This window comes from Moorena sp. SIOASIH (assembly GCF_010671925.1).
Lineage (GTDB): Bacteria > Cyanobacteriota > Cyanobacteriia > Cyanobacteriales > Coleofasciculaceae > Moorena.
In genome coordinates this window covers 901,110-927,342 of the sequence record NZ_JAAHIH010000002.1, presented here as the reverse complement: position 1 = coordinate 927,342, position 26,233 = coordinate 901,110, and the positions used below count along the sequence as shown (strand labels likewise).

The 26,233-nt window shown below is 43.0% G+C and carries 25 protein-coding genes and 1 pseudogene; 12 read left to right on the top strand and 14 right to left on the bottom strand.

The annotated features are described in order from the left end of the window. Positions 1–601: 601 nt before the first annotated feature. The gene (locus tag F6J90_RS11715) at positions 602–1,060 is read right to left on the bottom strand and encodes a glutathione S-transferase family protein (RefSeq protein ID WP_366513743.1); all 459 of its coding nucleotides are present in this window, start codon (positions 1,058–1,060) and stop codon (positions 602–604) included. A 162-nt stretch (positions 1,061–1,222) separates the two neighbouring features. Between F6J90_RS11715 and F6J90_RS11710 the strand changes: the two genes are divergently transcribed. Beyond that, positions 1,223–2,650, top strand: a complete 1,428-nt coding sequence (locus F6J90_RS11710) for a transposase (protein WP_293093208.1) — start codon at positions 1,223–1,225, stop codon at positions 2,648–2,650. 42 nt (positions 2,651–2,692) lie between these two features. Here F6J90_RS11710 and F6J90_RS11705 read toward each other — a convergent pair. Both F6J90_RS11705 and F6J90_RS11700 read right to left on the bottom strand, forming a co-directional pair. Next, positions 2,693–2,842, bottom strand: a pseudogene (locus F6J90_RS11705) (glutathione S-transferase family protein); the annotation flags it as partial. 275 nt (positions 2,843–3,117) lie between these two features. Further along, the gene (locus F6J90_RS11700; RefSeq protein ID WP_293093205.1) at positions 3,118–3,279 is read right to left on the bottom strand and encodes a hypothetical protein; all 162 of its coding nucleotides are present in this window, start codon (positions 3,277–3,279) and stop codon (positions 3,118–3,120) included. A gap of 398 nt (positions 3,280–3,677) precedes the next feature. Between F6J90_RS11700 and F6J90_RS11695 the strand changes: the two genes are divergently transcribed. The 4 genes from F6J90_RS11695 to F6J90_RS11680 all read left to right on the top strand — a co-directional run bounded on the left by F6J90_RS11695 (position 3,678) and on the right by F6J90_RS11680 (position 7,035). After that, positions 3,678–3,884, top strand: a complete 207-nt coding sequence (locus tag F6J90_RS11695) for a hypothetical protein (protein ID WP_293052854.1) — start codon at positions 3,678–3,680, stop codon at positions 3,882–3,884. Then, positions 3,871–4,062, top strand: a complete 192-nt coding sequence (locus tag F6J90_RS11690) for a hypothetical protein (protein WP_293093202.1) — start codon at positions 3,871–3,873, stop codon at positions 4,060–4,062. The genes F6J90_RS11695 and F6J90_RS11690 overlap by 14 nt, the downstream gene beginning before the upstream one ends. A gap of 228 nt (positions 4,063–4,290) precedes the next feature. Next, positions 4,291–5,958: a CTP synthase gene (locus F6J90_RS11685; protein ID WP_293093199.1), complete on the top strand. Its 1,668-nt coding sequence runs from the start codon at positions 4,291–4,293 to the stop codon at positions 5,956–5,958. A 657-nt stretch (positions 5,959–6,615) separates the two neighbouring features. Continuing rightward, positions 6,616–7,035: a hypothetical protein gene (locus tag F6J90_RS11680; protein ID WP_293093197.1), complete on the top strand. Its 420-nt coding sequence runs from the start codon at positions 6,616–6,618 to the stop codon at positions 7,033–7,035. Positions 7,036–7,715: 680 nt separating this feature from the next. On the opposite strand, the gene F6J90_RS11675 is transcribed toward F6J90_RS11680, so the two are convergent. The 4 genes from F6J90_RS11675 to F6J90_RS11660 all read right to left on the bottom strand — a co-directional run bounded on the left by F6J90_RS11675 (position 7,716) and on the right by F6J90_RS11660 (position 11,891). Further along, entirely contained in the window at positions 7,716–8,546 is an 831-nt protein-coding gene (locus tag F6J90_RS11675; RefSeq protein ID WP_293094837.1) for a metallophosphoesterase, read from the bottom strand. Between the two features lie 154 nt (positions 8,547–8,700). Beyond that, positions 8,701–10,716, bottom strand: coding sequence for a hypothetical protein (locus F6J90_RS11670; protein WP_293093194.1), 2,016 nt, complete (start codon positions 10,714–10,716; stop codon positions 8,701–8,703). Next, positions 10,640–10,858 carry a hypothetical protein gene (locus F6J90_RS11665; RefSeq protein ID WP_293093192.1) on the bottom strand — a complete coding sequence of 73 codons (219 nt, stop codon included), beginning with the start codon at positions 10,856–10,858 and terminating at the stop codon, positions 10,640–10,642. The genes F6J90_RS11670 and F6J90_RS11665 overlap by 77 nt, the downstream gene beginning before the upstream one ends. A 343-nt stretch (positions 10,859–11,201) precedes the next feature. Next, positions 11,202–11,891, bottom strand: a complete 690-nt coding sequence (locus F6J90_RS11660) for a glycosyltransferase family 2 protein (RefSeq protein ID WP_293093190.1) — start codon at positions 11,889–11,891, stop codon at positions 11,202–11,204. 731 nt (positions 11,892–12,622) lie between these two features. Between F6J90_RS11660 and F6J90_RS11655 the strand changes: the two genes are divergently transcribed. Then, the gene (locus F6J90_RS11655) at positions 12,623–13,822 is read left to right on the top strand and encodes a glycosyltransferase (protein ID WP_293093187.1); all 1,200 of its coding nucleotides are present in this window, start codon (positions 12,623–12,625) and stop codon (positions 13,820–13,822) included. Here the strand turns inward: F6J90_RS11655 and F6J90_RS11650 are convergent, their stop codons facing one another. After that, complete coding sequence (locus tag F6J90_RS11650) at positions 13,823–13,948, bottom strand: hypothetical protein (protein WP_293093185.1); 126 nt, start codon at positions 13,946–13,948, stop codon at positions 13,823–13,825. A gap of 30 nt (positions 13,949–13,978) precedes the next feature. On the opposite strand from F6J90_RS11650, the gene F6J90_RS11645 reads away from it, so the two are divergent. The 3 genes from F6J90_RS11645 to F6J90_RS11635 all read left to right on the top strand — a co-directional run bounded on the left by F6J90_RS11645 (position 13,979) and on the right by F6J90_RS11635 (position 17,773). Then, entirely contained in the window at positions 13,979–15,667 is a 1,689-nt protein-coding gene (locus F6J90_RS11645) for a glycosyltransferase family 39 protein (RefSeq protein ID WP_293093182.1), read from the top strand. A gap of 368 nt (positions 15,668–16,035) precedes the next feature. Continuing rightward, a complete protein-coding gene (locus F6J90_RS11640; protein WP_293093179.1) occupies positions 16,036–16,782 on the top strand; it encodes a sulfotransferase family 2 domain-containing protein in 747 nt (248 codons plus the stop codon). Between the two features lie 82 nt (positions 16,783–16,864). After that, entirely contained in the window at positions 16,865–17,773 is a 909-nt protein-coding gene (locus F6J90_RS11635) for a CoB--CoM heterodisulfide reductase iron-sulfur subunit B family protein (protein ID WP_293093177.1), read from the top strand. 179 nt (positions 17,774–17,952) lie between these two features. Here the strand turns inward: F6J90_RS11635 and rpmA are convergent, their stop codons facing one another. Further along, positions 17,953–18,225 (bottom strand): 50S ribosomal protein L27, encoded by a 273-nt coding sequence (rpmA, locus tag F6J90_RS11630; protein ID WP_293093174.1) that lies wholly within the window; start codon positions 18,223–18,225, stop codon positions 17,953–17,955. Positions 18,226–18,438: 213 nt separating this feature from the next. Further along, positions 18,439–18,903: a 50S ribosomal protein L21 gene (rplU, locus tag F6J90_RS11625; protein WP_293093171.1), complete on the bottom strand. Its 465-nt coding sequence runs from the start codon at positions 18,901–18,903 to the stop codon at positions 18,439–18,441. A 355-nt stretch (positions 18,904–19,258) separates the two neighbouring features. On the opposite strand from rplU, the gene F6J90_RS11620 reads away from it, so the two are divergent. Together F6J90_RS11620 and F6J90_RS11615 are read left to right on the top strand one after the other, a co-directional pair. Next, complete coding sequence (locus F6J90_RS11620; protein WP_293094834.1) at positions 19,259–20,668, top strand: alanine/glycine:cation symporter family protein; 1,410 nt, start codon at positions 19,259–19,261, stop codon at positions 20,666–20,668. 50 nt (positions 20,669–20,718) lie between these two features. Continuing rightward, a complete protein-coding gene (locus F6J90_RS11615) occupies positions 20,719–21,147 on the top strand; it encodes a universal stress protein (RefSeq protein ID WP_293093168.1) in 429 nt (142 codons plus the stop codon). 144 nt (positions 21,148–21,291) lie between these two features. On the opposite strand, the gene F6J90_RS11610 is transcribed toward F6J90_RS11615, so the two are convergent. Together F6J90_RS11610 and F6J90_RS11605 are read right to left on the bottom strand one after the other, a co-directional pair. After that, complete coding sequence (locus tag F6J90_RS11610; RefSeq protein WP_293092183.1) at positions 21,292–22,407, bottom strand: transposase; 1,116 nt, start codon at positions 22,405–22,407, stop codon at positions 21,292–21,294. Then, complete coding sequence (locus tag F6J90_RS11605; RefSeq protein WP_293092185.1) at positions 22,391–22,987, bottom strand: IS607 family transposase; 597 nt, start codon at positions 22,985–22,987, stop codon at positions 22,391–22,393. The genes F6J90_RS11610 and F6J90_RS11605 overlap by 17 nt, the downstream gene beginning before the upstream one ends. A gap of 209 nt (positions 22,988–23,196) precedes the next feature. Here F6J90_RS11605 and F6J90_RS11600 point away from each other — a divergent pair, with 209 nt between their 5' ends. Beyond that, positions 23,197–24,009, top strand: a complete 813-nt coding sequence (locus tag F6J90_RS11600; protein ID WP_293093165.1) for a carbon-nitrogen hydrolase family protein — start codon at positions 23,197–23,199, stop codon at positions 24,007–24,009. Positions 24,010–24,107: 98 nt separating this feature from the next. Here the strand turns inward: F6J90_RS11600 and aroF are convergent, their stop codons facing one another. Both aroF and F6J90_RS11590 read right to left on the bottom strand, forming a co-directional pair. Then, positions 24,108–25,172 (bottom strand): 3-deoxy-7-phosphoheptulonate synthase, encoded by a 1,065-nt coding sequence (gene aroF / locus F6J90_RS11595; protein WP_293093162.1) that lies wholly within the window; start codon positions 25,170–25,172, stop codon positions 24,108–24,110. Positions 25,173–25,687: 515 nt separating this feature from the next. Next, the gene (locus F6J90_RS11590) at positions 25,688–26,209 is read right to left on the bottom strand and encodes a PAM68 family protein (protein ID WP_293093160.1); all 522 of its coding nucleotides are present in this window, start codon (positions 26,207–26,209) and stop codon (positions 25,688–25,690) included. Between the last annotated feature and the right edge of the window lie 24 nt (positions 26,210–26,233).

Genomic DNA, 26,233 nt, shown 5'->3' with positions numbered 1-26,233 from the left:
GCTGCCTTCGTTTTTTTGAGCAGGAAAGACAAAGCGTTCATCGTTGAATAAACACTAAAAAACCGACTTCGTCTTGAGTTACTCTACACCCTGAACTCGAACGAGTCGTTGCTTAATCTCAAAGAATAATTATATCATCTAGCAAAATTTTTGTCAATCAAATTCTTTTTTTTTACACTTTTTAACATTTGATGAGTGTGAGGAGTGTCGGCAGAAGAGAGAAGATAAAAGGAGAAGTGGGGAGACGCGGCTCACCCCGACTCTCTCGGTGCGCTTGACCCGTAATTAAATTCGCCACGGGTCGCACCGCTCCGGGTGCATCTCAGTTTTGAAAATTTTCCGTAGTGGACCGACACATCTAAAATGGTGCAATAAGCGTAGGTTGGGTTGAAGAATGAAACCCAACACCAGTAAAGCTTTGTTGGGTTTCCCTACCGCTCAACCCAACAAACATTTTTAGGTGTGCCACGCCAGTAGGGTGCGTTAGGGGGGCCTTCATTTTTCGCCTCGTAGTCAGGGTTATGTTGCTGCCCGTAACGCACCACCGTGTCAAACAGCTTTTAGGAGATGCACCCCACCGCTCCCGACTCCCGATTACCGATTACCGATTACCAAGAGTTTCTTTAAAAGCTGGGCGTTCAGACAAACGCATCAGATAATCAGCAACAGCTGGATAGTCTTTAAACTCCAAATTTACCAGTATTTTGGCATAAGCCAAATAAGAGCCTACTGCAATATCCGCCACACTTAAATTATCCCCTAATAAAAACGTTTTATCGGTTAATATTTCATTTATTGGCTTCAACAAACTGGGCGTTTCTTTCTCCCGTCTATCTTCCACAAACAATCCTAGTCCTAAGGTAGCATTAGCAAACAACACCCACTGCACAATCTCCGACTGTTCTTCTAGAGAACTAGGCTTTTCTCCATACTTATTAGCTAAGTAAACCAAAATTGCTCCCGACTCCCAAAGTTTAAAGTCACCATCCACAATTGCTGGCACCTTCCCCATCGGATTAATCGACAGGTATTCCGGCTGTTTATGCTCTCCAGCTTTCATATCCAGCAAGATATACCAAAAACATCCGGGAGCGTGATAGCCCCTTCTTTCGCGCGTAGGGGTGGAAACGCGACGCGACGAGTTTTAACTCGTCGTATCCAAACAGCCCGTAACTTTTGGATTTTGGTTGTGCTATAATGTCCATAAGGAGGTAATAGTATTGTGTACAGAACAATTACAATAAAAGCGACATTTTCAGATGAAGAAAATGCTTTCTGGGTATTTCAGTGTCAGCAAGCCAATAACCTATGGAATTGTGCTGCATACTATTCCAAACAAAAGCATTATAGTTGGCTAGAACAGCAACCAGAAGCTTTCACAACTTACTGGCGCGGTGATGACTTAAGATATGGCTGGAAAACTTACAAGTGTGCCATAAAGTATGCTGAGTTGTGCAAGGAATTAAAATCAAATCCACATTACAAAGCAATGGCTGCTCAGTCCGCGCAGCAAACCCTTAAATCTGTAGCCGAGTCAATCACAAGTTATAACCAATTAGTCGGTCTATATTACAAAAAACAGGTAGATAAACCAAGGCTTCTTAGATATAGAAAGAAAGGTGGATTAGCGGCTGTTACTTTTCCCCGTCAACCGCTCAAATATAAGAATGGAGCATTTTATCCTCCAATCAGCAAAGAATCAAAATCGGAGTTACTTACAGAGATAGCTTTAGAACCACCAGATTTTATAGATCCAGACTGGGTGAAAGAGGTAACTGTTCGCCCGTACTTAGGGGAATTGTGGATTGACTGGGTGATTGATGACGAGAAACAACCAGTTGAGCATAACTCCAATTTGGATTATTCCCAGGCTTGGAGCTTCGATCATGGTGGAACTAACTGGTTGACCGGAGTTTCGACTCAGGGAAAGAGTTTGATAATTGACGGCAAAAAGCTTAAATCAATGAATCAGGGGTACGCCCGATTGGTCGCAAAGTATAAGACTGGGAAGCCTGAATTTTATTGGGACGAGAATTTAGATTCGCCGAAGGCGACGCTACGCGAACGTGTCCAACGAAAACGGAATAACCAGATGCGAGATACGATAAACAAGGCGGCAAGATTTATCATTAACCGTATCTTGCGCGATTCGGCAAAGCCGACGCTACGCGAACGCATTGGGAACCTAATAATTGGCTGGAATGAGAAACAGAAGAATGGCTCTAATATGGGGAAGCGGGGTAATCAGAACTTTGTAGTTATCCCAACAAAAAGATTAATTAATAGACTTGAACAACTTTGCTCTGAATATGGTATCAAATTAACAATTACTGAAGAGTCTTACACTAGCAAAGCATCTTATCTGGATGACGACAGCCTCCCAAAACATGGTGAAAAACCCACAGGATGGACACCGTCAGGTAGAAGGATAAGACGTGGAATGTACAGAACCTCAAGAGGTTACCTGGTTAATGCAGACTGTAACGGTGCAGGTAATATCGCCAGGAAAGTAGCCAGACAGTTAGGAATAAACCTGACCAAGCTGGGTAGGGGAGCGTTGACACTCCCACATCGCTATGACATTTTCAAATCCCTGAAAAGATCATATCGAATGAGAAGTGAAGTGGCAGGTAACAACGCTGCCACGTAACAACCTCATAGAATCCCCCTCTTTTAAGTGGGGGAGATGTCAATCATAGGGCACTCCCAATTCCTCAAGATACCACTGCACAATCGAAGCTCGGCTCCGAAGACCACCATAAAGTTTTAGTTGTGGAGACGATTGACTGACTTGAAAATTTTCTTGACTACTGAATTCTGACTCTTGACTAGGATAAGACATTGTTCTAGATCTAGATTCGTTTACCTTAGGAGTATTACAGCTGTTTTCAGATGAATCGACTTCACTACCTTTAGCTGCAAGCCCCCTAAATCCCCCAATTATGGGGGACTTTAACTCAATTTCCCCCCAAAGTTGGGGGGCTAGGGGGGCGAAAATTGCTGTAAATTCACTTTGTCCACTGACAGGATTAGCGTATCCAAGGATTATAGTGGAGAAAGTAGCTAATAAACAGAATAATAGACCCATAGCAATAAGTAAAGTAGTTTTTCAATGTTTTAGGGAGCAGGGAATCGGGAATCGGGAATCGGGAATCGGGAACAGGGAACAGGGAACAGGGAACAGGGAATAGGGAATAGGGAATAGGGAATATTAGGAAAGAGCCATGCAGTCGGCCAAAGGGTGTTTTTACGGGTCTTATAGCGATGCAGCGAGGTCAAAGGATGCTACCCCATTAGCGACTGTATCAATAAGCTCCAAAGACTTTTTGATGTTATGAGAAATCAGCCAGATTGTTAAGCACCTATTTACTATTTATAAATGCTATACAGCGTTTTTCATAACTATAAGCTATCAAGGTAAACAGGATTTTTTCCCTATTCCCTATTCCCTGTTCCCTGTTCCCTACTCCCTACTCCCTACTCCCTACTCCCTACTCCCTACTCCCTATTCCCTACCAGTTTGTCACAAAACTTTTCAAAATATGTTATAATATAAGTTTTTTTATGCTATACTATAAAAGTGGGCGCTGAGACGCCCGGAGTCAAGAGCTAGCCCAACGAGAGTGCAATATCCACGGGCTAGCTCTGGCTCCCTTACACAAGGAGATAGTTTGATTATGAGTTATTCTGAACGCCTTCATCCGTGGGTGGTCATTCGGCTGTTACCCAAGATGCAGCGGATAGTCGTTGCTCGCTTCCGAAACCGGTCGGATGCAGAGGGACATTTATGGGCCCTGAAACGATTAATGCCTGATGCCGAATTTATAATTGTTTTTGATGTCGGTAATCTAGACCTCGGTAATCCAATGGATGAGGAATCCTAGGGATTTTGCATCGATCAGCCGTCAGCGGTCAGCGGTCAGCGGTCAGCGGTCAGCGGTCAGCGGTCAGCGGTCAGCGGTCAGCGGTCAGCGGTCAGCGGTCAGCGGTCAGCGGTCAGCGGTCAGCCGTTGGCCTTTGGCTGTTCCCGTAGCGTGCGTGGCACAGGCTTCTAGCCTGTGAGGTAGCGCTGATAGCTAATAGCTGATAACTGATAGCTGATAGCTGATAGCTAATAGCTGATAACTGATAGCTGATAGCTGATAACTGATAGCTAATAGCTGATAACTGATAGCTAATAACTGATAGCTGATAGCTGATAACTGATAGCTCAGCAGTAGCAAACAACTCTGGTGTAGTATGTCACAATGAACCAGATAAATCTCTATCGCGCTATTATACTAAAATATTATGACTAAGTTTGTCTTCATCACTGGAGGGGTTGTATCCAGTATTGGCAAGGGGATTGTTGCTGCTAGCTTGGGACGTTTACTCAAATCCCGGAACTATTCCGTTTCCATTCTTAAACTAGACCCCTATATTAACGTAGATCCGGGCACCATGAGTCCCTACCAACATGGAGAAGTGTTCGTAACATCAGACGGTGCTGAAACAGATTTAGATTTAGGTCACTATGAACGCTTCACCGATACCTCCGTCTCTCGCCTCAACAGTGTCACCACTGGCTCGATTTATCAAGCCGTAATCAATAAAGAACGTCGCGGTGACTACCAGGGGGGGACAGTGCAGGTGATTCCCCACATTACCAATGAAATCAAACAGCGCATTCATCGAGTTGCCCAAAATTCCAATCCTGATGTATTGATTACAGAAATTGGTGGCACATTGGGGGATATTGAATCCCTACCGTTTTTGGAAGCAATTCGTCAATTCCGTAAAGATGTCGGGCGCAATAACGTACTTTATATGCACGTCACCCTATTACCCTGGATTCCTGCGGCTGGAGAAATAAAAACCAAGCCAACCCAGCACTCCGTAAAGGAATTGCGTGCCATTGGGATTCAACCGGATATTTTAATTTGCCGATGCGATCGCGCTTTGCCACCCGGATTAAAAGATAAAATTTCAGCATTCTGTGATGTACCAGTAGAGTCAGTTATTTCTGCACAGGACGCCAGCAGTATCTACGAAGTCCCCCTAATGCTAGAAAAAGAAGGACTAGCCCAGCAAACCCTAGAGTTATTCCAGATGGAGCAACGGGAACCGGATTTAACCCAGTGGCAGAGGTTAGTTGAGCGTCTGCATCATCCCACTCACCACCTTGAAATTGCCATTGTTGGTAAGTATATCAAACTAACCGATGCCTATCTATCCGTTGTGGAAGCTTTGCAGCATGCTGCGATCGCAAAGGATACCAAAATCAAAATACACTGGGTTAGTGCTGAGGATGTGGAAGCTTACGGCCCTGAACCCTTCCTAAACGGTTTTAACGGTATCCTTATTCCTGGAGGCTTTGGGATTCGGGGAGTAGATGGCAAAATTGAGGCAATTCGGTATGCTAGGGAAAATCAGATTCCCTTGCTGGGCTTATGTTTAGGGATGCAGTGTTCTGTAGTTGAATGGGCAAAGCACATAGCCCTCTTAGAAGATGCCCATAGTGCCGAGTTTTTCACTGATATCAAGAATCCCGTCATTCATCTATTGCCAGAGCAACAAGATGTAGTGGATTTAGGCGGTACCATGCGTTTAGGGCTATACCCATGCCGTATAGCACCTAATACTCTAGCATCTTCCCTCTACCAAGAAGAAGTCATTTATGAGCGCCACCGCCACCGCTATGAATTTAATAACGCTTATCGCAACCTATTTTTAGAAACAGGTTATGTCATTAGTGGTACTTCTCCCGATGGTCGCCTCGTGGAAATGATTGAATTGAAACAACACCCCTTCTTTATTGCCACTCAGTTCCACCCAGAATTTAGCTCCCGTCCCAGTCATCCCCATCCATTGTTTCTCGGATTTGTGCAAGCTGCCATTGACAAAGGACAGGTTAAACAGTCTAGCACTAACGGCAGTACTAGCGAAAACCAGCAATCCGTTGCCGAAGTAAGCTGTTAAGTATGTGAGGCAGGTTCTTTCGGTATCGATCCGGGTAAATAGGGCAACGGATGTCACCGATGTCGCAGATTAGGGTATTAATGACATCATGCCGGATAATTACCCTCGATCAAAACATGATTCAACGGAAATTATCCGGCTTTGAGGAATAAAGCCCTGAAATATGACTTAGCTTGATCAGCAGCTAGGTAACAGTGAAGTACCCCAATCTACTTCGTGTCGGTTGGGGCTTCCAACTTTCGCTCAATTCAGGGACAGTCTTAAGAAAATGTAGAATTTAGAATGAAGAATGAAGAATGAAGAATGAAGAATGAAGAATGAAGAATGAAGAATGAAGAATCCAATTCTAAATTCTAAATTCTAAATTCTAAATTCTAAATTCTAAATTCTAAATTCTAAATTCTAAATTCTAAATTCTAAATTCTAAATTCTTCCTATCCTTCTTGGTTAAAAGTCAAGTAACAAGTAACCAGTGTTAATTAACAACAAGTAACCAGTAATCTCAATAAGAAGAGCAATCCTAAATGAATTGTGATCATTTTTGTTCCCTGTTCCCTGTTCCCTATTCCCTGTTCCCTTTGGGAAAGTGATTAACTCGAATCGCTCAAATTGGTAATTGCTAGTATTACCAACCCATTATTCCAATAAGGAGGTTTTGTGAGTTACTGGATAAAAGTTAATTACGATCATCGAGAATATGTCATTGATCTGGACCGGCTTAGTACATTCACCCATGGTCCCAACGGAAAAATAACCTTCTGGTTACCCGATAGTACTATTCCCATTATTATCAACCGTCAAAGTGACCCAGACGGTTATCAACGAGTAGTCAACTACATTCAAAAGTTATCAGCAAGATCACCTTCAGGTTTTTGGATTACATTCAGTTACGAGCGTCATGATTATATCCTTGACCTCAACAAAATCAGTAGTTTTTGTCACTACCCAAATCAGAGATTAACCTTTTGGTTACCTGACAGTTCCATGCCCATCATTATTAGCGAACAAAAATATCCAGACATTTATCATAAAATAATAGACTACATTGAACAAAAAACTGGCTACCTACTAACTTAATCCTAGATGGGTGCATCTCATCTTTGAATTAAGAATTAAGAATTGAGAATTAAGAATGTAGAATTGAGAATTGAGAATTGAGAATTGAGAATTGGGAATTAAGAATTGGGAATTGAGAATTGAGAATTGGGAATTGAGAATTGAGAATTGAGAATTGGGAATTGAGAATTGAGAATTAAGAATTGGGAATTGAGAATTGAGAATTGAGAATTGAGAATTAAGAATTGAAAATTAAGAATTGAGAATTGAGAATTAAGAATTAAGAATTGGTAATTTCGTAACTATTCAGCTAATGCGCTACCTCCCAGCGTCGTTCGCACAGCGTGGCCAAAGGCCAAAGCCTGTGCCACGAACGCTACTTGAGGTGCTATCAGCTATTAGCTAATGCGCTACGCGCACGCTACGCGAACAGTTATCAGCTTATGCAATACGGGCACGCTACTTGAGGTGCTTTTGAATAAAATAAGCTCTTCGCGCAGCGTGAGCTTTAGGCTCACAGCTGAATGCTTACCTAATTCCCCATTCTGCATTCCCCATTCTACATTCTTAATTCTTAATTCTTAATTCCCCATTCTACATTCTTAATTCTTAATTCTACATTCTACATTCTTAATTCTACATTCTTAATTCTACATTCTTAATTCTACATTCTTAATTCTACATTCTTAATTCTTCATTCTTCATTCTTCATTCAATGTAATTACTGTAACTTCTGGTGGACAAAATATACGACCTGGCCAATAAGTTCCTAAACCACGATTAGTATATAACTGGTTTTTACCGATCCGATGTAGACCCTCGGACCATTCCCAATGCTTAGTTACTTGTGAACATACTTTCAAATAAGGTATCCAGGGCTGCACAGATTTAGGAATATACTTCCGAAGGGTTTTCAACAATGCTGGCGCAGGTCCGATTCCTGGAATCACAATCTGACCACCATGGGTATGACCAGACAACTGCAAATCCACTCGCCAACGCTGTAATATCTCCGCAGTATCAGGGTTGTGGGATAAGACAATCCGGGGTGTTTTGGGGTCAATTTGATTGAGCACTGGACCAGGATTGAAATCACCAGACCAAAAATCAGCAAGTCCTACTAGAGGTAATTGTGCTCCAAACGGATAAGCGATCGCATTCCACAACACCTTCACACCAATCTTAGTTAGAGCCTGAGTAATTGTTGCTTTTGAACGACGCCAGGCTAAATCATGGTTACCCAGTATAGCATAGATTCCATGGCGACTTTCCAGGTACTTCAATCGCCGCGCTAGTAGATAAATAGGAGTTGGGCTATTGGTTACGTAGTCGCCAGTTAACACGACTAGATCAGGTTCAGCTTGATTAGCGGCTTCAATAGCGTCAGCTAAGATATTTTCTGGTAACTGCTGTCGATCATAATGTAAATCGGATAGTTGTACAACTTTTGTGCCTCGCAATGACGTAGGTAAATCCGCGATCGCAACGGTGACTTTTTCTACCCTTAAGGGTTCTGAAAATATCCAATTCATCCAGCTAATCGTGAGGGTCATTAAACACTTGCCTCCAGCATAGCTCAGCCATACTACTATCAACATCTAAGGCTGACCGCTGACCGCTGACCGCTGACCGCTGAATGCTTACGATCTAATTTATAATTAGTCTAATTTAGAATTACGGATAAAATCAGGATTTTTTTTGACTAAGGAAAATTTTGACCTTGTCTTTTGACCAGGCTTGGGTATAACTTCTGTTTTGGTAAGTTATCTGCTCGCCTTGGTTAGTTTTATCAGATTCAGGTTTAGTTGAAAAAATTGCACAAGGAATAAATTTGCTATTGTTGGAAAGTTCAGACTTACTGGCTGATGTATTCTTAACGTTTATATGTTTAATCCTCACTGGTGAATCAGTCTGTTCTTGTAACAGTATCCACAATGGGTATTCCCAGTCATTGTCACCTAAATACAGTCCAATATCTGTACATTTATTACTTTTCAAAATATCACTAGCACCGAGGTAAGCTGATTGGATTCGAGACTTACTGTTAAAATATTGCTCAGTACGGCTAGTATTTAAAATACTGTTAGCGCCCACAAGAGGTCGTTCTCTGCCAGATAATGCCCATGGTAATGATGTGATGATCAGAACCACTGCTATCACATTGGCAACGTGACGTAGCTTAATTTGGGACAATACTATTCCGACTACTGCAGAAAAAAGTAAGAAAATTGGTAAATGAAGCCGACTATTCCACCATTGCCATTTCAACAGGAAACAAAATAGCATAAATATGCTAATAATTACAGCAATATAACTAATTAGATAGCGTTGCTTTCGACCCTGTCGTTGGATGAAACAAGCAATGACAGAGAAAACGATTAAAACTAGATGAATGGTATTGCTAGTGTTGTTTTCTGTAGCATTCATTCCCACAGTTGATAAGCTACCAGGAATCCCAAACTTTCCGGTATAGGTGGTGCGGGGGTCACTAATATCTACACTTAAAACGAGATGGAATAAATTAATTATCTTATTGGATATAGCATTAATAATCCCAATCGGTGTTCCCAGGTGAAGACCAATATTTCTCAAAATATTGGAGACTAAGACTGACGCTGTAAAAATTTCATTAGTATATCGTAGTTCTTCTGAAGCCGTGGCAATTGGAGTGCCATACAAGTCCAAGTTACGGATATAGTGACCAAGATTAATTAAAATAACAATAACCCCTACCATTAAAATTGGCTTCCACCATCGCCAACGTAGGCGCTTAATCATCATCAGTGAAAACCAGATAAACAAGGGTAATGTATAAATATAGGCTGTTGCTTTCGTAACAATAGCCATCCCCATGGTAGCACCAACCCCTAATATATTAATCCAGCTAACTCTGGATTTGAGAGTCAAAATAATAAAGTAAGCCAAACAAATCACCCAGAACGAAACCACATAATCATTCTGGGTACTTGACCCTTGTAGGATTCCCATAGGAATAGTAGCAGCGACGACAGCAGCAAAAACCTGTCCTCGTATAGTCGCTCCCAGTTGTTTAGCAATCAGAGATACCCCAATCACGCTACCAATCATACTGAACCACTGGACAAGATTAGCAAAGCGATCGCCCCCACTCAGGAGTTGAAAATGCATGATCGTAAATTCAGCCCAAGGGTTTTGGTAAAGCTGTCTGGGAATATGGGTAGGATAATGGGCAACACTGTGATGCTGCATCCAATGAAGCACACGACTCATGTGGTAAGTCATGGAATCCCAGGTGTTGGGAGGCGCAACGATAGCAGTTAAGCCTATGATAGCGACCAGAAATCCTATACCTCCAAGTAAGACCAGTAAAAAACCAGATATTTGGTCATTCCTATCCCTTGGGTTTTGCCCGTTTGTGGAGGGTGAGCTTTGCCCAATCCCATTTTGCCCAATCCCATGTTGTGAATCCTGGGTGAGGGTGACTCGTCCTGGTTTAAAAGTCCGAAAGTAGGCAAAAATCAACGTCAGACTCAGTAAACCCCAGATTCCCGCGATCCAACCCCAAGTAATTAACTTAAATAAACTTAAAACTTCAGTGATAAAGGTTAATAAGACTCCCCAGGTAATAGCTGCCCATAATAGGGAACTACGCCAGCAAGAATTGTAACGATAGATGAAGAGAAAGAAAACAGTGAAGGTAATCAGAGGGAGCAAAGCCAACATAGTTAGTTAATATAGCAAAGGGAGTCGGGAGTCGGGAGTCGGGAGTCGGGAGTCGGGAGTCGGGAGTCGGGAGTCGGGAGTCGGGAGTCGGGAGTCGGGAGGTCGGAGCGGGAGTCGGGAATATGGCATCAAAAATTATCACAATTCCTACAGGGATTGCTATAGTTAATTAATTTATAGTTAAGGAATAGTTAATTAATGATGATAATAATATCAAATCTGGTGGACTACTTATCCTATCTTTTCTGGGGTAATGGGTACTTGACAATTTCCTATTATCCATTACCGTAACCCAAAAATCCAGGGACTATTTGGTAAGTGATTAGTAAGCATTCAGCTAATGCCCGTAGCCGATTAGCCGCTAGCTGATAGCTGATAGCACCTCAAGTAGCACCATCTGTAGCGCATTAGCTGACTGCTGATAGCTGAGAGCTGAATGCCCAGCGCACAAGCTAAAAACTGATAGGTTATTGTTTGACCACTCCCTAATGAAAAAGATTGTATTTTAAGATACAGAATATTGCCCGAAACCCATCCCTCCAGCCAATTTTTTTCCCTTCTTCGTAAGTGCGACCATAGTAAGATATTCCTACTTCATAGATGCGGCATTTCTTTCTGGCAACCTTAGCAGTAATTTCCGGTTCAAAGCCAAACCGAGATTCTTCGATTTTGATAGATTGGATAATTTCACGCCGGAATGCCTTATAGCAGGTTTCCATATCGGTAAGGTTAATATTGGTAAACATATTGGAGAGCATGGTTAAAAATTTATTGCCCACCATATGCCAGTAGTACACTACCCGATGGGGACCACCGCCAGCGAAACGGGAGCCATAAACCACATCCGCTTTGCCATCAATAATCGGCTGCATTAACAAGGGATATTCCTGGGGATCGTACTCTAAATCAGCATCTTGAACGATTACGATATCTCCAGTAGCCAAGCCAAACCCAGTTCGTAAGGCAGCTCCTTTGCCCCGATTCTTGTGATGATAGACAACATGGTCAATCTGGGATTCTAGTGATGACTCTAAAATCTCTCTAGTGCCATCGGTTGAGTAGTCATCGACAACAATAATTTCGCACTCTTTAACCGCAGATGCTTTGACAGCTTCAATAACATTGGCAATTGTGTTGACTTCGTTAAAACAGGGTATTACAACACTTAGCTTCATAAGCTTAAACCTTAATAATAAGCAAATAATTCGATTAGCTTAAAAATTTACATAATCTTTACATAATGCCCGCATAATTACCCTAGCCTTTGGTTAACTAGAGAGTTTGAGGCACTAAACACATTACGAAATCTTTACATAACGTCAGTTACATAAAGTTATGGGAAGTTTCCCCGTGATTAGATGGGATTGATCCCTCAAATTCAGGGCATGACCAGGATTGATAGACAGGTTTGAGTTTGACTACTTGACACCCTGAATAAATTAGTATAATTCTACTGTAGGATTATAAATATATCAACTAAATAGAGCAACTACTAAACCATTACGCTCAAGCCTGATTGGGGAGTCGTTGCTCATTAGTATTTTGGTAAGCATTCAGCCGTCAGCGGTCAGCCGTCAGCGGTCAGCCGTCATACTTTGGCTGATAGCTTGTAGGGTGGGCAAAAACAGTTTGCTTATGCGTGAGTATTCTAGATTATACTACTTTGCCCACCCTACTTTAATTGGTCTGATAGCTGATAGCTGATACGCGACACGCTGAATGCTTACGTATTTTGACTAATGACTGATAACTAATGAGTAATCACTAAACTAATGACTAATGCCATAGGCTTGATAGCACTAGGTATTAGGCGCGCTAGACATTAAGTACTAACACCATTAACCCAAAACCTAACAGCTAACATCTAACACCATTAACCAAACAAAATCCCATCAACCAAAAGAGTATGTCTTTGGATACCAGTAATGACTACACAACACCAGAAGAATCTGACCTTGGTGATTCTTCCTTATCCTTGGTGATTCCCACCTATAACGAGAGTAGAAACATCGGGGAGCTAATTAGAATCCTGAGCAATTTGCTCGATGAAGCAATACCAAACCAATACGAACTGATTGTAGTAGATGACGATAGTCCCGATCGTACCTGGGAAATCGCCCAGGCTCTGATGTCGGACTATCCACAGTTACAGGTAATTCGCCGTCAGCATGAAAGGGGGTTATCTACAGCAGTTATTCACGGCTGGAAGGTAGGTACTGGAAAAATTTTGGGGGTAATTGATGGGGATTTACAGCATCCACCAGAGATATTATTAAAACTTTTGCTAGCAATGGAGGATGGAGCCGATATCGCTATTGCCAGTCGTCATGTAGACGATGGTGGTGTTAGTGATTGGAGTGTAGTGAGGCGTTTCTTATCCAGAGGTGCTCAACTTTTAGGATTATCGATTTTACCAGAGGTTATCGGTCGTGTCTCTGACCCGATGAGCGGTTATTTTATGGTACGCCGTAGTGCCATTCAGGAAAAAGACCTCAATCCTCTAGGGTACAAGATTCTAATTGAAGTGCTAGCTAGGGGAAAAATTGGCCGGATTGCAGAAGTTGGCTATGTATTTCAAGAGAGACTCTCAGGAGAGAGCAAAGTTACCTGGAAACAGTATGTAGACTATATTAGACACTTACTCAGGTTAAGGTTTTCTCTCGGAACCATTGGTAAACTTAGAAAACGCATTCCCTTCCCTTTAAAGCGGTTTATTCGTTTTGGCTTAGTAGGATTCAGTGGCGTATTTGTGGATATGACTGTGCTTTACTTACTCCATGACCCTGCTAGTTTGGGTTGGGGACTCACCCGCAGTAAAATTATTGCTGCTGAAGCGGCTATTCTGAATAACTTTATTTGGAATGATGCCTGGACGTTTAGGGATATAGCCAGTCAGCAGTGGGGATGGGGTAAGCGCTTGAAACGGTTTTTGAAGTTCAACCTTGTCTGTTTGATCGGTTTGTGCCTGAATGTGCTGTTGTTGAATCTGTTGTTTAATCTCCTGGGAATTAACTATCTGATTGCAAATGCTATTGCGATCGCAGCAGTTACTTTCTGGAATTTCTGGATTAATCTAAAACTCAACTGGCGAGTGACCCAAAAATAACTATAACCGCTTGACTGTTGACGGTTGACCGTCAACAGCAAAGGGTTTTAGGGAGTAGGGAGTAGGCAGTAGGGAGTAGGGAGTAGGGAGTAGGGAGTAGGGGTAATAAAATTGAATGTACTTCATAACAATCAATATCATCTATGGTAAACCTATATGGTAAACAAACTTCATAAAAGTCGTAGATTTACATCAACTTGGTTAGGGGTTTTAATTGTTATCCTGTTGATGCTAGGGATAGTGTTTAGATTCGTGAATCTTGACCAAAAAATCTACTGGATTGATGAAACCTTTACCTCGCTACGGATTTCTGGTTATCGATTATCAGAGATGATCCCAGAAATTTCCAATGGGGATGCGATCGCTATTAAAGAGTTACATAAGTATCAGCAGACAAATCCGGAAAAAAACCTGATTGGTACGATTAAGGGTTTGGCGTTTGAAGAACCTCAACATCCCCCATTATATTACGTAATGGCGAGATTTTGGGGGCAGTTATTTGGTAATTCAGTAGCAGTGAGGAGAAGTTTTTCAGCTCTGATTAGCTTGCTGATGTTTCCTGCTATCTATTGGTTATGTCAAGAATTATTCGAGTCGTCCTTGGTGGGATGGGTAGCTATGGCCTTAGTTGCCGTTTCTCCCTTTCAGGTATTGTATGCCCAAGCAGCAAGACAGTATGGCTTATGGAGCGTAACTATTTTGCTATCAAGTGCAGCACTGTTACGGGCAATACGGTTAACTAAACCAAGAAACACGACTAGTAAGATTAGAGACATCCTACACTTTCTCTCTACCTGGGGAATTTACGCCCTGACGTTAGTGACAGGATTTTATACGTTTTTATTTTCTATATTAGTAGCCATCAGCCATGGCATCTATGTACTGATAACAGAACGGTTCCGCTTCAGTAAACGTCTTGTTTACTATGGGCTATCATCGTTAATGGCTTTGATGGTATTTGTACCTTGGTTACTGGTTTCTAACAGTAACCTTTCTAAGGTATCCAGCAAAACCAAATGGGCACTCAAAGAAGTTCCTTTATCATCATTAGCCCAAACCTGGCTGATTAATATTAATCGGAGTTTCTTTGATATCAACCAAGGCTTAAATTTACCCAGCGTACTGGTCTCTGTAATAATCTTAATCCTAGTCGGCTATGCCATTTACTTTCTCTGTCGTCATAGTCCCAAACGAGTTAGTCTATTCATCTTGACATTAATTGGAGTTACCGCCTTAGCCCTAGTGCTACCGGATCTAATTTCCGGAGGCAAGCGTTCTAGTGTAACTCGCTATCTAATTCCCTGTTATCTTGGTATTCAGCTAGCAGTTGCTTACCTATTTACTAACAAAATAACTAACAAAGTAACTAGAATTTTTCAGGGAGTATGGCAACAGAAGCTATGGCGACTCGGAATGATTTTGCTACTGTCTGGTGGAATTCTATCCTGTGTGATCAGTTCTCAAGCGGAATTTTGGTGGAACAAGTATACTAGTGCTAACCATACCCAGGTAGCAGCAATTATTAACCAGGCTGAGCAACCCCTCTTGCTGACAAAAAGTCTGGAAGTGATATCGCTATCTTATCTTCTTGACCCCAAAGTAAAGTTTTCCTGGTTAAGCCACAAATCCGTAAAGATGCCTAATGGCGAAAAAAGCAAACAGTTAATCATCCCCGAAAATACCGATGAATTCAGTGATGTATTTTTATATAATCCATCTAAGGAATTGCGAGAAAAAATCGAAAAAGAACACAACTATAAATCAGAACTTATTGGCAAATGGAACCATCAACTTGAACCAACCTACGAAATTAAAGCTTTTCTGTGGAAACTAGTAAAAGAATAAACCTAAGCAGCATTTAGCTATCAGCCGTCAGCCGTCAGCCGTCAGCTTTCAGCTTATTTTATTAAAAGGTGCGCTTTCCGCATCTAATTATTAAATTCGCCACGGGTCGCACCTAAAAGCACCGATTGCGCTACGCGCACGCTGCGCGAACAGTAGCCTGGCCACAGGCCCAAAGCTGATAGCTGATAGCTGATAGCTGATAGCTGATAGCTGATAGCTGATAGCTGGTAGCTAATAGCTAATAACTGATAACTGATAACTGATAGCTAATAACTGATAGCTGATAGCTGATAGCTGATAGCTGATAGCTGATAGCTGATAGCTGACGGCTTGTTTATAATAATCCCTAGAATAACAGGAGCTTGCTCATGGCAATGATTTGCCGTAAATACGGCTTACTCTACCTGATGGCACCGCGAACTGGTTGCACAGCAGTAGAAGATGTCCTGGAAAAAAAGCTAGAAGGCGAACTAGTCCCCCCCCAAGACATCCTAGACGCCAACGGAAAATTTTTGATGCACAGAAGACATCATTCTCTACGAGAGATGTTCAGACGGAATCTTTTGACAGAGGAAGAAGCAGCATCTTATCTAAAATTTAGTTGTATTCGCAACCCTTTTGACAGTCTAGCTTCCGACTATGTAAAAAGAGCCTCAAAATACCAACACTTTATCCCTGACTCCACGTCATGGGTTCACCGTCTACCGGGTTATATAGAAGACATGGAATTTTGCAAAACCCATTCATTTAATGATTGGATTGAGAAACACTATGGCTCTATTTACGGCAATGGACTGAAACGAACCCTTCAATCCCTGGTTCGGAATACTAATCGAAACCGACTTAAACAGTTTGTAGGTCTTCCAGCTGAACCTTACACACTCTACGGAAGCTATACCAAAGGTATGGATAGTGTGATGCGTTTTGAAACCCTTCAGGATGATTTTGACAGAGTCCTGGATAAAGCTGGAGTGCCCTTCAAAGTCCAAATACCAGTGATCAACAAAACCGAAGAAAGAAAGACAGACTACCGGGATTACTATAATGAGCGATCGCAAAAAATTGTCCAGTACGTTTTTAACGAAGAAATAAAGCGCTACGGTTACGAATTTTGAACAAGTTAGTAGCGGTTAGGGCATGAGCTGTTACCCTTGAGCTGATCTCTAACCGCTTTGAGGCGATTAAGTATAAATTACTATGCCATCTGCTACGCTCAAATATGCCTATTTTCCCGGCTGTGTTGCTCAAGGAGCCTGTGGAGAACTATACCAATCTACGTCAGCTTTAACCCAAGCGCTAGGGATTGAACTGATTGAGTTGAAAAAAGCTGCTTGCTGTGGTTCTGGAACCTTCAAAGAAGATTCCCAACTCCTAGAAGACACTGTTAACGCTCGCAACATCGCCCTAGCTGAGGAGCTGAATCTACCCCTGTTAACCCATTGCAGCACCTGTCAGGGAGTAATTGGTCATGTAGATGAGCGTTTAAAGGAATTCCAAGAGACCGACACAGCTTATTTGGAAAAAGTGAATGGCTTGCTGAAAAAAGAAGGCTGTTCTCCTTACAAAGGCACTACGGAAGTCAAGCATTTACTGTGGGCATTGGTGGCAGATTACGGCATGGAAGCCCTAGCAGCACAGGTGAGTCGTAAGCTAACTGGACTCAAGTGTGCTGCATTCTATGGTTGTTATTTGCTGCGAGCTCAGACATCCATCCCCTACGATGACCCAGTGCATCCAGAATCCATGGAAACTGTATTTCGCACCGTAGGAGCAACACCTGTATATTACCGAGGTCGTACTAAATGTTGTGGTTGGCCAATTTCTAGTTATGCCACAGAACAATCCTTCAAGATGGCAGGGATGCATATTCAAGAAGCCTTGGATGCTGGTGCCGACTGCATGGTGACCCCTTGTCCGTTGTGTCATCTTAATCTGGACTCCCGTCAACCGGAGGTAGAAAAGGTGATTGGGCGTCAGTTAAGGTTACCAGTATTGCATTTACCCCAGTTAGTTGCCCTAGCGCTAGGGGTTAGTCCAAAGCAACTGGGTTTAGAACGGCACGTGGTTTCGACCGCACCTGTACTAAAGAAGTTGGGGCATACTTGACTAGTCATCATATCCCTTATCGGGTAATGGGTAATTGGTAGTTAACAATTACCCATTACCCATTAGCTTTTGTCTTTGCCAGACAGAAAAGCACCCCCGAGGGGGTGCCTCATCAGTTACCATCAACAGCAGCCAACTGCTGATGGAGGGATTTCAGTCTCAACTATAAACCGTTGTATCTAAGCTGATGCTTCGGTTTCAACCGGGTAAACGCTGACTTTTTTTTGGCTTTTACCCCTTCTTTCAAAGGTGACTATGCCATCAGCCCTTGCAAACAGGGTGTCATCACCGCCGCGACCAACATTGGTACCAGGATGAAACTTAGTACCTCGCTGACGTACCAAAATGTTGCCAGCCTTGACAAACTGACCACCGTAGCGCTTGACTCCTAGGCGTTTGGAATTAGAGTCACGACCGTTACGAGTACTACCTGTTCCTTTCTTATGAGCCATAATGTTCCTTTATATTTCAGTGTTTGTACGGGAATTTTGAGGTAATTGTGAACTATCTACAAATCTGAGGGATAAAAATAACATACCTATCAAACTGTAGACGAGGGGAATCACACTCCTAAGTAGTTTCCATCCCTGCCGCTATTGCATAGGGGGTTTCCACTGGGGAGCTGATCCAAGCATCTCTACCATCATTAAACTATTTCGGATAAACTATTCCGGAGCAGTTTCAGCTGTTTCCTGAGTTGCTGGTGCTTCAGTTGCTGGTGTTTCAGCAGTAGTTTGTTCTAAGACTGGTGCTTCCTCCGTTTCCTGAGTTGCTGGTGCTTCCTCTGCTTTGGAAACCGATGCGAGGACAGAACCATTCATACTAATAGCATCAATCATCAGACGGGTTTTTTCCTGTCGGTGTCCCCGCTTCTTACGGGTTTTCTTCTTGGGCTGCATTTTATAGACGATGATTTTGCGATCGCGAAAGTGTCGCATCACCGTTCCTTGTACGGTTGCTCCTTCAACTAAGGGCTGACCGATGCTGATTTCACCATCATGATTAACGAACAGGACTTTGTCGATGGTGACATTTTGCTCTGGTTCAACGTGCAGTAGTTCGATGTCGTAAAAGCGACCGGGTTCTACTCGCAGTTGCTTTCCACCAGTTTCGATAATTGCGTAGGTCATGGATTTGTTTTTCTAGAGTTGCCGTACAGGTAGCTGGTTAGTGTTTGTTCCGATGGATAGGATTTCTTGCGTGTGCCAGCTTTTGGTATGCCTTCACCTGATCCGAGCAGGAATGGACACTTAATCTACCATTCTCTTTGATTAGTTAGTCTTTGTCAATACCATAACCGTGAATCCTGACAGCGAATCTACCACTAGGGTGACCTTACTACTGATCAGATTTGGTGTCCAGTTTTTGGTAAGTCCTGGTAAATTTGTAAAGAAGTATTGCTAAAAGACGTTGACACTAAATCCTATTTTTTTGAATTTCCCCACTCTAGCTCTAGCAGCAAAAAACTCGGTTCTAACTAACCTGATCGCTATTGTTAACCAAATCTTAAATGGCATATCCCATGTACTCTTCTTCAGCATCGGTGGTATGCCACTGATTGTCTTGTGGCTAGTCTGTGGTACTGTATTCTTCACCTTCCGGATGAACTTGATCAACATCTGGGGATTTCGACACGCCATTGACATTGCCTTAGGCAAATACGATCAACCCAACCAAAACGGTGAAATCTCTTCCTTTCAAGCTCTATCAACTGCCCTATCCGCTGGTGTTGGACTCGGTAGCATTGGCGGTGTTGCCTTTGCCATCAGTATCGGAGGACCAGGAGCTGCGTTCTGGATGACCCTTTCTGGGTTATTGGCGATGAGTAGTAAATTTGTAGAATGTACCCTGGCTCAAAAATATCGAGTGGTCAGACCAGACGGAACTATAGCTGGTGGTCCAATGTATTACCTCTCGGCTGGTTTAGCCGAAATGGGATATCAAAAACTGGGCAAAATTGTGAGCCTCCTATTTTGCATCTTTGCCATTGCTGGGTCATTTGGTGGTTCGAGCATGTTTCAAGCTAACCAATCCTTTGAAGTAATGGCCAGCGTAGTCCCCTGGCTGATCAATCGAGGCTGGCTTTATGGGTTAATTCTGGTTGGTCTAGTGACATTGGTGATTATTGGTGGCATTCAACGTATTGGCTTAGTGGCTGGTACCATCGTACCCGTCATGTGTGGGATCTACATTTTGGCATCCCTCTGGATTCTGATGCTCAATTTCTCCACCATCCCATCTGCCATCGAAACTATTGTGACAGAAGCCTTTTCTCCCCAAGCCGTTGAGGGAGGTTTGATTGGGGCGTTAGTACAGGGATTAAGGCGTTCAACCTTTACTAATGAGGCAGGTATTGGTTCATCTGCCATTGCCCACGCCGCTGCCAGGACTCAGGAACCAGTGCGGGAAGGGATTGTAGCCCTACTCGAACCCTTTATTGTTACTGTGGTCATCTGCAATATGACTTCCTTAGTATTAGTCATCACTGGAGTATACAAAAATCCTGAGTTTGCTAACTTCGGTGGTGCCGAAATGACCGCCGCTGCTTTTGGTAGTGTCATTAGTTGGTTTCCCATCCTCCTAGCCATCTCTGTGTTCTTCTTTGCTTTCTCTACCATGATTTCATGGAGTTACTACGGTGAAATCTGTTGGGATTATTTGTTTGGTTCGAGAACGTTAATTGTATACAAAATAGTATTTTTGATCACCATCTTTATTGGAGCTGTGGCTAACCCAGAACCAGTCATTAATTTCAGTGATAGTATGCTTTTTGCTATGGGTTTACCTAATCTTTTCGGTGCCTATTTCCTGTGTGGCAAAGTAGCCACTGAACTTAAAGACTATATGGACCGCTTGAATTCTGGAAAAATACTTACCGTAACTCAATCTTCCTAGAAGATTAGTATTTATAATATTTTTAAACAAGCCATAGGAGTCAATAATCTATGAGCTTATTTTCCACGGACCGTGTACTTGTACCCATTGATTTTTCTGAAATCTCCTTTGAGGCTTTAGCAAAAACAATAGAATTTGTCAAGGATGCATCTCATCTATACGTTATCCATGTCCTACCCCCTCTCAACCCTGGTGAACCGGGAGTGATGTGGCGTACAGTAGATAGCCAGACTCGTAAATCCCATGTGGAAAAGGTACTTTCTGACAGATTCAAGGAACCTCAATACGAAGGAATCCATGTCCACATCACCATCGGAAATCCTGCCTCAAACATCATCGACTACGCCAGGGAACAAGCCATTGATCTGATTGTGATCCCATCTCATGGCTACACTGGTCTGAAACGATTTGTCTTGGGGTCAGTAGCTGAGCGAGTCGTTCGATTTGCCCACTGTCCCGTACTTGTCCTGCGACGGTAAGTCTGACAGTGGTTAAATTTTTTTGATTTGGTTTGGGGCATTATCGGGAAAATATAGACAATAGATTTAATACCAAGTTGCGGTCCAACCTAAAACTTTCTGTTCCCGATACTTTTTAGCTACCAAAATCTACAAAAATAGATTTTAGCTCACTAATGCAAGCTGATTTCTCAGCCAGGGGGTATCTCCCAAGGCATGGCCGTAGGCCACGCTGCGCGAACGCAGAAAGATGCCACGAGCGCCGTTGATGTCTCGGTCCATTACCTGCCCATCAACTTTAGATTTAATTGTCTTACTTCCACCAATATTAACCATTTCACCAGTCCAGCTAACTGTCTTGCTGGTGTAGGCTTCACAGACATCCACTACTATCTTTCCGGTCTCACTAGCTTTATGTTGTAAAAACTCTTTAAACCGATAATGAGCAAAATTAAGCATATTGCGGACAGTTTTAGATCTAATTTTTCTACTTCCCTTCTTAGACATTTGAGCTGTTTCAAAAGTAGGAAGCAGTATTACATCAAAATTGTCAACAAGGAACCTAGCTGCTTTGTAATGAAGTTCATTTATCAGGTTTTGAATCCTAATTATCATCCTTCGAGCAGCTTTTATCATTCGGCGTTTTTGTCCGCGTTTAGCTTTGCTGATTTTAGACAGTAGAGTATCTAGATGCTGACACAGCCTTTGGATTTGGGAAAAGTCTCCATTCCCAATTTTTCCAACGGAAGTCTCACTGAAGAAAGTTAAAAAGGTTCTAACTCCAGGGTCTAAAGCAACTACTCGCCCTTGGTTTTCGGTTTTCTCTTTCGTTGCTTCGTAAGGGACTACTAAATAGTAATCCCCATTATGACTAGTTAGCCTACAATCTCCAATGTTGCTGGGAAGAGACTCTGTATAGGATATCTCCCCTAGCTTAGTGTGATAGACGCCTTTCTCTGATACTGCCGACTTTGGGATATAACAAGACTGCTTCGGGTTTTTACGAGATCTAAATTTAACCCGATTTATTTGAAAAGTTTTCTTGTATTTTTTCTTTGCCTCCCGGACGGCGGTGCAAGCGTCCTTAATCGCTATAGACTTAATTTGATAAGGTACTGACTTGCACCATTCCGGTAGATCATTTAAGATGTCAGTCTTAATAGCTTTCCAGTTAGCTTTTACTTCACCGCTCTGGAGAAGCTTGACTGTTTTATTGAAAACATAACGGGACACTCCAAACCATTTACGAACAGTATATCGTTGTTCAGAGTTTAGGAACACTCGTATCTTCTTTGATTTTCTTCCCGTACTTTCTGAGTCCGTGGATATGCCGCGAAAAGACGTGAATGATTGAGAGAATATCTGCGGTAAGCTCGGATTCGGGACAACTTTCAGACTGGTCGAGAACCAAGATTTTTCCACCGTTGAGACTGACCAAGTACTCAATGAGTTCAAACCCAAATCGGCTGAGTCGGTCTCTACAGGCAACAACAAGCGTGAGTTTATCTCCGCACACAATTCGTTCCAATATGGTTTTAAGACCTTTCCTTTTGTAGTTGAGTCCTGACCCGATGTCTTTGATGATTTCCGCTTCCGGGAAGAGGGAGTGGAGGTAAGGGACTTGGCGGGCAAGATCGTCTCGTTGTTTGTTACTACTGACTCGACAGTAACAGATGGTGTAACAACGCAATCTGTCAGACTTTGGAGCTTTTCCAAAACGGAGAAGATCTCTAGAGTCAAAGAGTCGTGTTCCGCCAGGGGTTTTTTCGCATTTGATGGTTCCATTATCCGCATACTTCCGTAGAGTGTTCCCCGACAATCCCGTAAGTTCGACCGCCTTACGTAGAGGAACTAGTGCCATGGTTATAATCTAACACATTTTTGTAAATAGTGCTAGATTCTTTAAGATTTTATTTAACAGTTGTTAGCCCCAATCTCCCAATCTGCCAATCTCCCTATCTCCCTATCTCCCTATCTCCCTATCCAACCAATCTACTATCTTTGAATGCAACTCGGTATAATATCTGTCTTAATATGTTTCTATCTTGACAAATCTACCTTTGAATCATAATGAAGTGCTATCTTGCTGCTGCCATTCAAATGACTAGCTCCCCTGACCTAGAACAAAACCTAGTCCAGGCAGAAGAACTGATCGACCTAGCCGTGCGTCGTGGTGCTGAACTGATCAGTTTACCGGAAAACTTTTCCTTTCTAGGTACAGAGGAAGACAAAATTACCCACGCTGATGCGATCGCAGAGCGAAGTGAACAATTCCTCAAAACTATGGCGCAACGGTTCCAGGTCACCATCCTTGGTGGTGGCTTTCCGGTACCAGTGGGTACTAGTAAAGTCTACAATACTGCCCTACTCATCGGTTCGAGTGGCAATGAACTAGCTCGCTACCATAAAGCTCATCTATTTGATGTGAACCTTCCTGATGGGAATACCTATCGAGAATCAGAGACAGTTAAGGCTGGAACTGAGCTACCGACGGTCTACTCGTCCCCAAAATTCGGCAATTTGGGACTGTCTGTGTGTTATGATGTCCGATTTTCGGAACTCTACCGACACTTATCCCAGAATGGAGCGGATGTATTGTTTGTGCCTGCTGCCTTCACCGCCTACACTGGCAAAGACCATTGGCAAGTTCTGCTCCAAGCTAGAGCCATAGAAAACACCTGCTATGTGATTGCCCCAGCCCAAACTGGTCGTCACTATGCCATGCGCTACACCCATGGTCATGCTATGATAGTGGACCCTTGGGGGGTAATCTTGGCAGATGCTGGAGACACACCAGGAGTTGCGATCGCAGAAATTGACCCAAACCGCCTCCAACAAGTCCGCCAACAGATGCCTTGTCTAGAACACAGAGTCTTTGTTTGATTAGTTCTTAGTTATTTTATTAGTTATCAGTGTTTCTTAACCTGAGTTCTCGATAAAGTTGGTTATGTCGAACTCAGGTCATCACTAAGAACTAACCACTAATGACTAGCAACAGCCACAGCAGATTCAGGCCAACGCCCTACGGCTTGACCGATTACCGCCATTTCTTTCACCAACTCATCAAACCGATTCGGTGTCAAGGATTGTGGTCCATCAGACAGGGCTTTAGCGGGGTTGGGGTGAACTTCTATCATTAACGAGTCAGTTCCAGCTGCGATCGCAGCTTTTGCCATAGCTGGAACATAATCAGACTTCCCTGTGCCGTGACTGGGGTCAATCATAATCGGCAAGTGAGTTAGGGTGCGCAAGACTGGCACTATTGAAAGATCTAGGGTATTCCGGCTGTATTTACGATCAAATGTCCGAATTCCCCGTTCACAAAGAATCACATTAGAATTACCCGCTGCTAGGATATATTCAGCAGCCATCAACCACTCATCGATAGTTGCTGACATGCCCCGCTTCAGGAGTACTGGCTTATCTTGAGCTCCCACTTTTTTGAGTAGGGCGAAATTCTGCATATTACGGGCACCCACTTGCAGAACATCCGCTACCCTACCAATTTTATCCACATCAGCAGTGTCCATCACTTCGGTAATGATGCCCAAGCCACTTTCTTCCCGTGCCTTGGCTAGCAAATCCAAGGCACTTTCCCCATGACCCTGGAAAGAATAGGGGGATGTCCGGGGTTTGTAGGCACCTCCCCGCAGGAACTTGGCTCCTGATGCCTTAACCCGCCGTGCTGTTTCCACGATCATATCCTCGTTTTCCACGGAGCACGGACCCGCAACAATCACCAAGGGATGGTGTTCACCGAAGACAACAGGCCCATTCGGCGTTGGCACTAGTACCTCACTGGCTTCCCCGTGACGATACTCACGGCTAGCCCGTTTAAACGGTTGCTCTACCCGCAGTACCTGTTCTATCCATGGACTAATTTCCTGAATTTGTAGGGGGTCTAAAGCAGCCGTGTCACCGACTAGACCCAAGACTACTTTATGCTTACCAACAATTTTTTCTGGAGTCAGCCCCCATTGGCTCAGTTCCTGGCTAAGGCGAGTCACCTCGACTTCTGGAGAGCCTACCTTCATTACTACTATCATAAAAAAATCCTCGTGAGTTTAGAAACCCCGCGTCTCATGACCGGGGAGGAAAAACGAGCGGACTAATTTGTTGGGAATCTCAACAAAGATAATTCTCAGACTGAAACCCAAGATTTCCCTGAGAATGTCTCATACAAGTAGATTCTTATTCACAGCTTAGGGACTTTAGTCCCACTTAGGGGATGTGGGTAGGAAATGGTCAAGTTCCTACCCTTTGCTGTTGACAGAGTGCTTTTTTATTATTCTATAGAACACTTTCTGGCTCTAGATATGCCTTTTTGACTTATATTAATATTTCACTAGTCAAGATATCTGCTTTTAGCAAAATTTTGAGCGAATTTACCCTCTACAATCTTTGATTTAAGGGGAGTAACCCACAAAATATAACTAATTAAAAATATAAGAATATTATAATTACCATAACACAATCCTTGGCCAGCTTAGTTAGGAAGGGTCACAGTGCTTCCTAACTGCTAACCTTATCCCAAAACTTAGAGCATAGGATCCCCAAAGGGTTAACTCTTTGTCTTAGCAGCACGCCATGCTGATGTCAATCTGCCTAGGTTAGTGGTGAACTCTTGCCAACCAAAAAAGGTTCCTGGTGTATCTTCCTCCCAAGAAGCAGATAGAAGACCATAGCTCAACCCCAACACACCTAGACCAAAGCATCCCATACTCACCAGAATGACTGCCACATGGGGTAACTCTACCCCAACCTGTGTGATCAATAAATAGCTAACCACAAATGTAGCTATCCCTAAGAAACTGGGAATACCACACATTAGAGCCATCCGACGCACCATCCGTTTACTGACCACATCGGGGATTGCCATTGAGTCATTTGAGGCAGCCGAAGGCTTATTTTGCTTCTTATCTTGTTTCTTCTCTGGCTTCTTATCTGGCTTGAGAGTAGTTTGACTGGGTTTTTCCTTAGGAGTAGTTTGGGGATTTGTAGATGAATTTTGGGCTTTAGGGTTCTTTTTGCGCTTTTGGCGTGGTTCAAAAGGCAATCGCTCCCGTGACGGTTCAGTAGACATACACTCTTTTCCACTAGGGTCTGT

What these genes read in the sequence shown, in the direction of transcription:
- F6J90_RS11715 (WP_366513743.1), bottom strand. Translation starts at nt 1,060, where the DNA reads ATGAAAGCTGGAGAGCATAAACAGCCGGAATACCTGTCGATTAATCCG.
- F6J90_RS11695 (WP_293052854.1), top strand. Translation starts at nt 3,678, where the DNA reads ATGAGTTATTCTGAACGCCTTCATCCGTGGGTGGTCATTCGGCTGTTA.
- F6J90_RS11690 (WP_293093202.1), top strand. Translation starts at nt 3,871, where the DNA reads ATGAGGAATCCTAGGGATTTTGCATCGATCAGCCGTCAGCGGTCAGCG.
- F6J90_RS11685 (WP_293093199.1), top strand. Translation starts at nt 4,291, where the DNA reads ATGACTAAGTTTGTCTTCATCACTGGAGGGGTTGTATCCAGTATTGGC.
- F6J90_RS11675 (WP_293094837.1), bottom strand. Translation starts at nt 8,546, where the DNA reads ATGAATTGGATATTTTCAGAACCCTTAAGGGTAGAAAAAGTCACCGTT.
- F6J90_RS11670 (WP_293093194.1), bottom strand. Translation starts at nt 10,716, where the DNA reads ATGTTGGCTTTGCTCCCTCTGATTACCTTCACTGTTTTCTTTCTCTTC.
- F6J90_RS11660 (WP_293093190.1), bottom strand. Translation starts at nt 11,891, where the DNA reads ATGAAGCTAAGTGTTGTAATACCCTGTTTTAACGAAGTCAACACAATT.
- F6J90_RS11655 (WP_293093187.1), top strand. Translation starts at nt 12,623, where the DNA reads ATGTCTTTGGATACCAGTAATGACTACACAACACCAGAAGAATCTGAC.
- F6J90_RS11650 (WP_293093185.1), bottom strand. Translation starts at nt 13,948, where the DNA reads ATGAAGTACATTCAATTTTATTACCCCTACTCCCTACTCCCTACTCCC.
- F6J90_RS11645 (WP_293093182.1), top strand. Translation starts at nt 13,979, where the DNA reads ATGGTAAACAAACTTCATAAAAGTCGTAGATTTACATCAACTTGGTTA.
- F6J90_RS11640 (WP_293093179.1), top strand. Translation starts at nt 16,036, where the DNA reads ATGGCAATGATTTGCCGTAAATACGGCTTACTCTACCTGATGGCACCG.
- F6J90_RS11635 (WP_293093177.1), top strand. Translation starts at nt 16,865, where the DNA reads ATGCCATCTGCTACGCTCAAATATGCCTATTTTCCCGGCTGTGTTGCT.
- rpmA (WP_293093174.1), bottom strand. Translation starts at nt 18,225, where the DNA reads ATGGCTCATAAGAAAGGAACAGGTAGTACTCGTAACGGTCGTGACTCT.
- rplU (WP_293093171.1), bottom strand. Translation starts at nt 18,903, where the DNA reads ATGACCTACGCAATTATCGAAACTGGTGGAAAGCAACTGCGAGTAGAA.
- F6J90_RS11615 (WP_293093168.1), top strand. Translation starts at nt 20,719, where the DNA reads ATGAGCTTATTTTCCACGGACCGTGTACTTGTACCCATTGATTTTTCT.
- F6J90_RS11605 (WP_293092185.1), bottom strand. Translation starts at nt 22,987, where the DNA reads ATGGCACTAGTTCCTCTACGTAAGGCGGTCGAACTTACGGGATTGTCG.
- F6J90_RS11600 (WP_293093165.1), top strand. Translation starts at nt 23,197, where the DNA reads ATGAAGTGCTATCTTGCTGCTGCCATTCAAATGACTAGCTCCCCTGAC.
- aroF (WP_293093162.1), bottom strand. Translation starts at nt 25,172, where the DNA reads ATGATAGTAGTAATGAAGGTAGGCTCTCCAGAAGTCGAGGTGACTCGC.
- F6J90_RS11590 (WP_293093160.1), bottom strand. Translation starts at nt 26,209, where the DNA reads ATGTCTACTGAACCGTCACGGGAGCGATTGCCTTTTGAACCACGCCAA.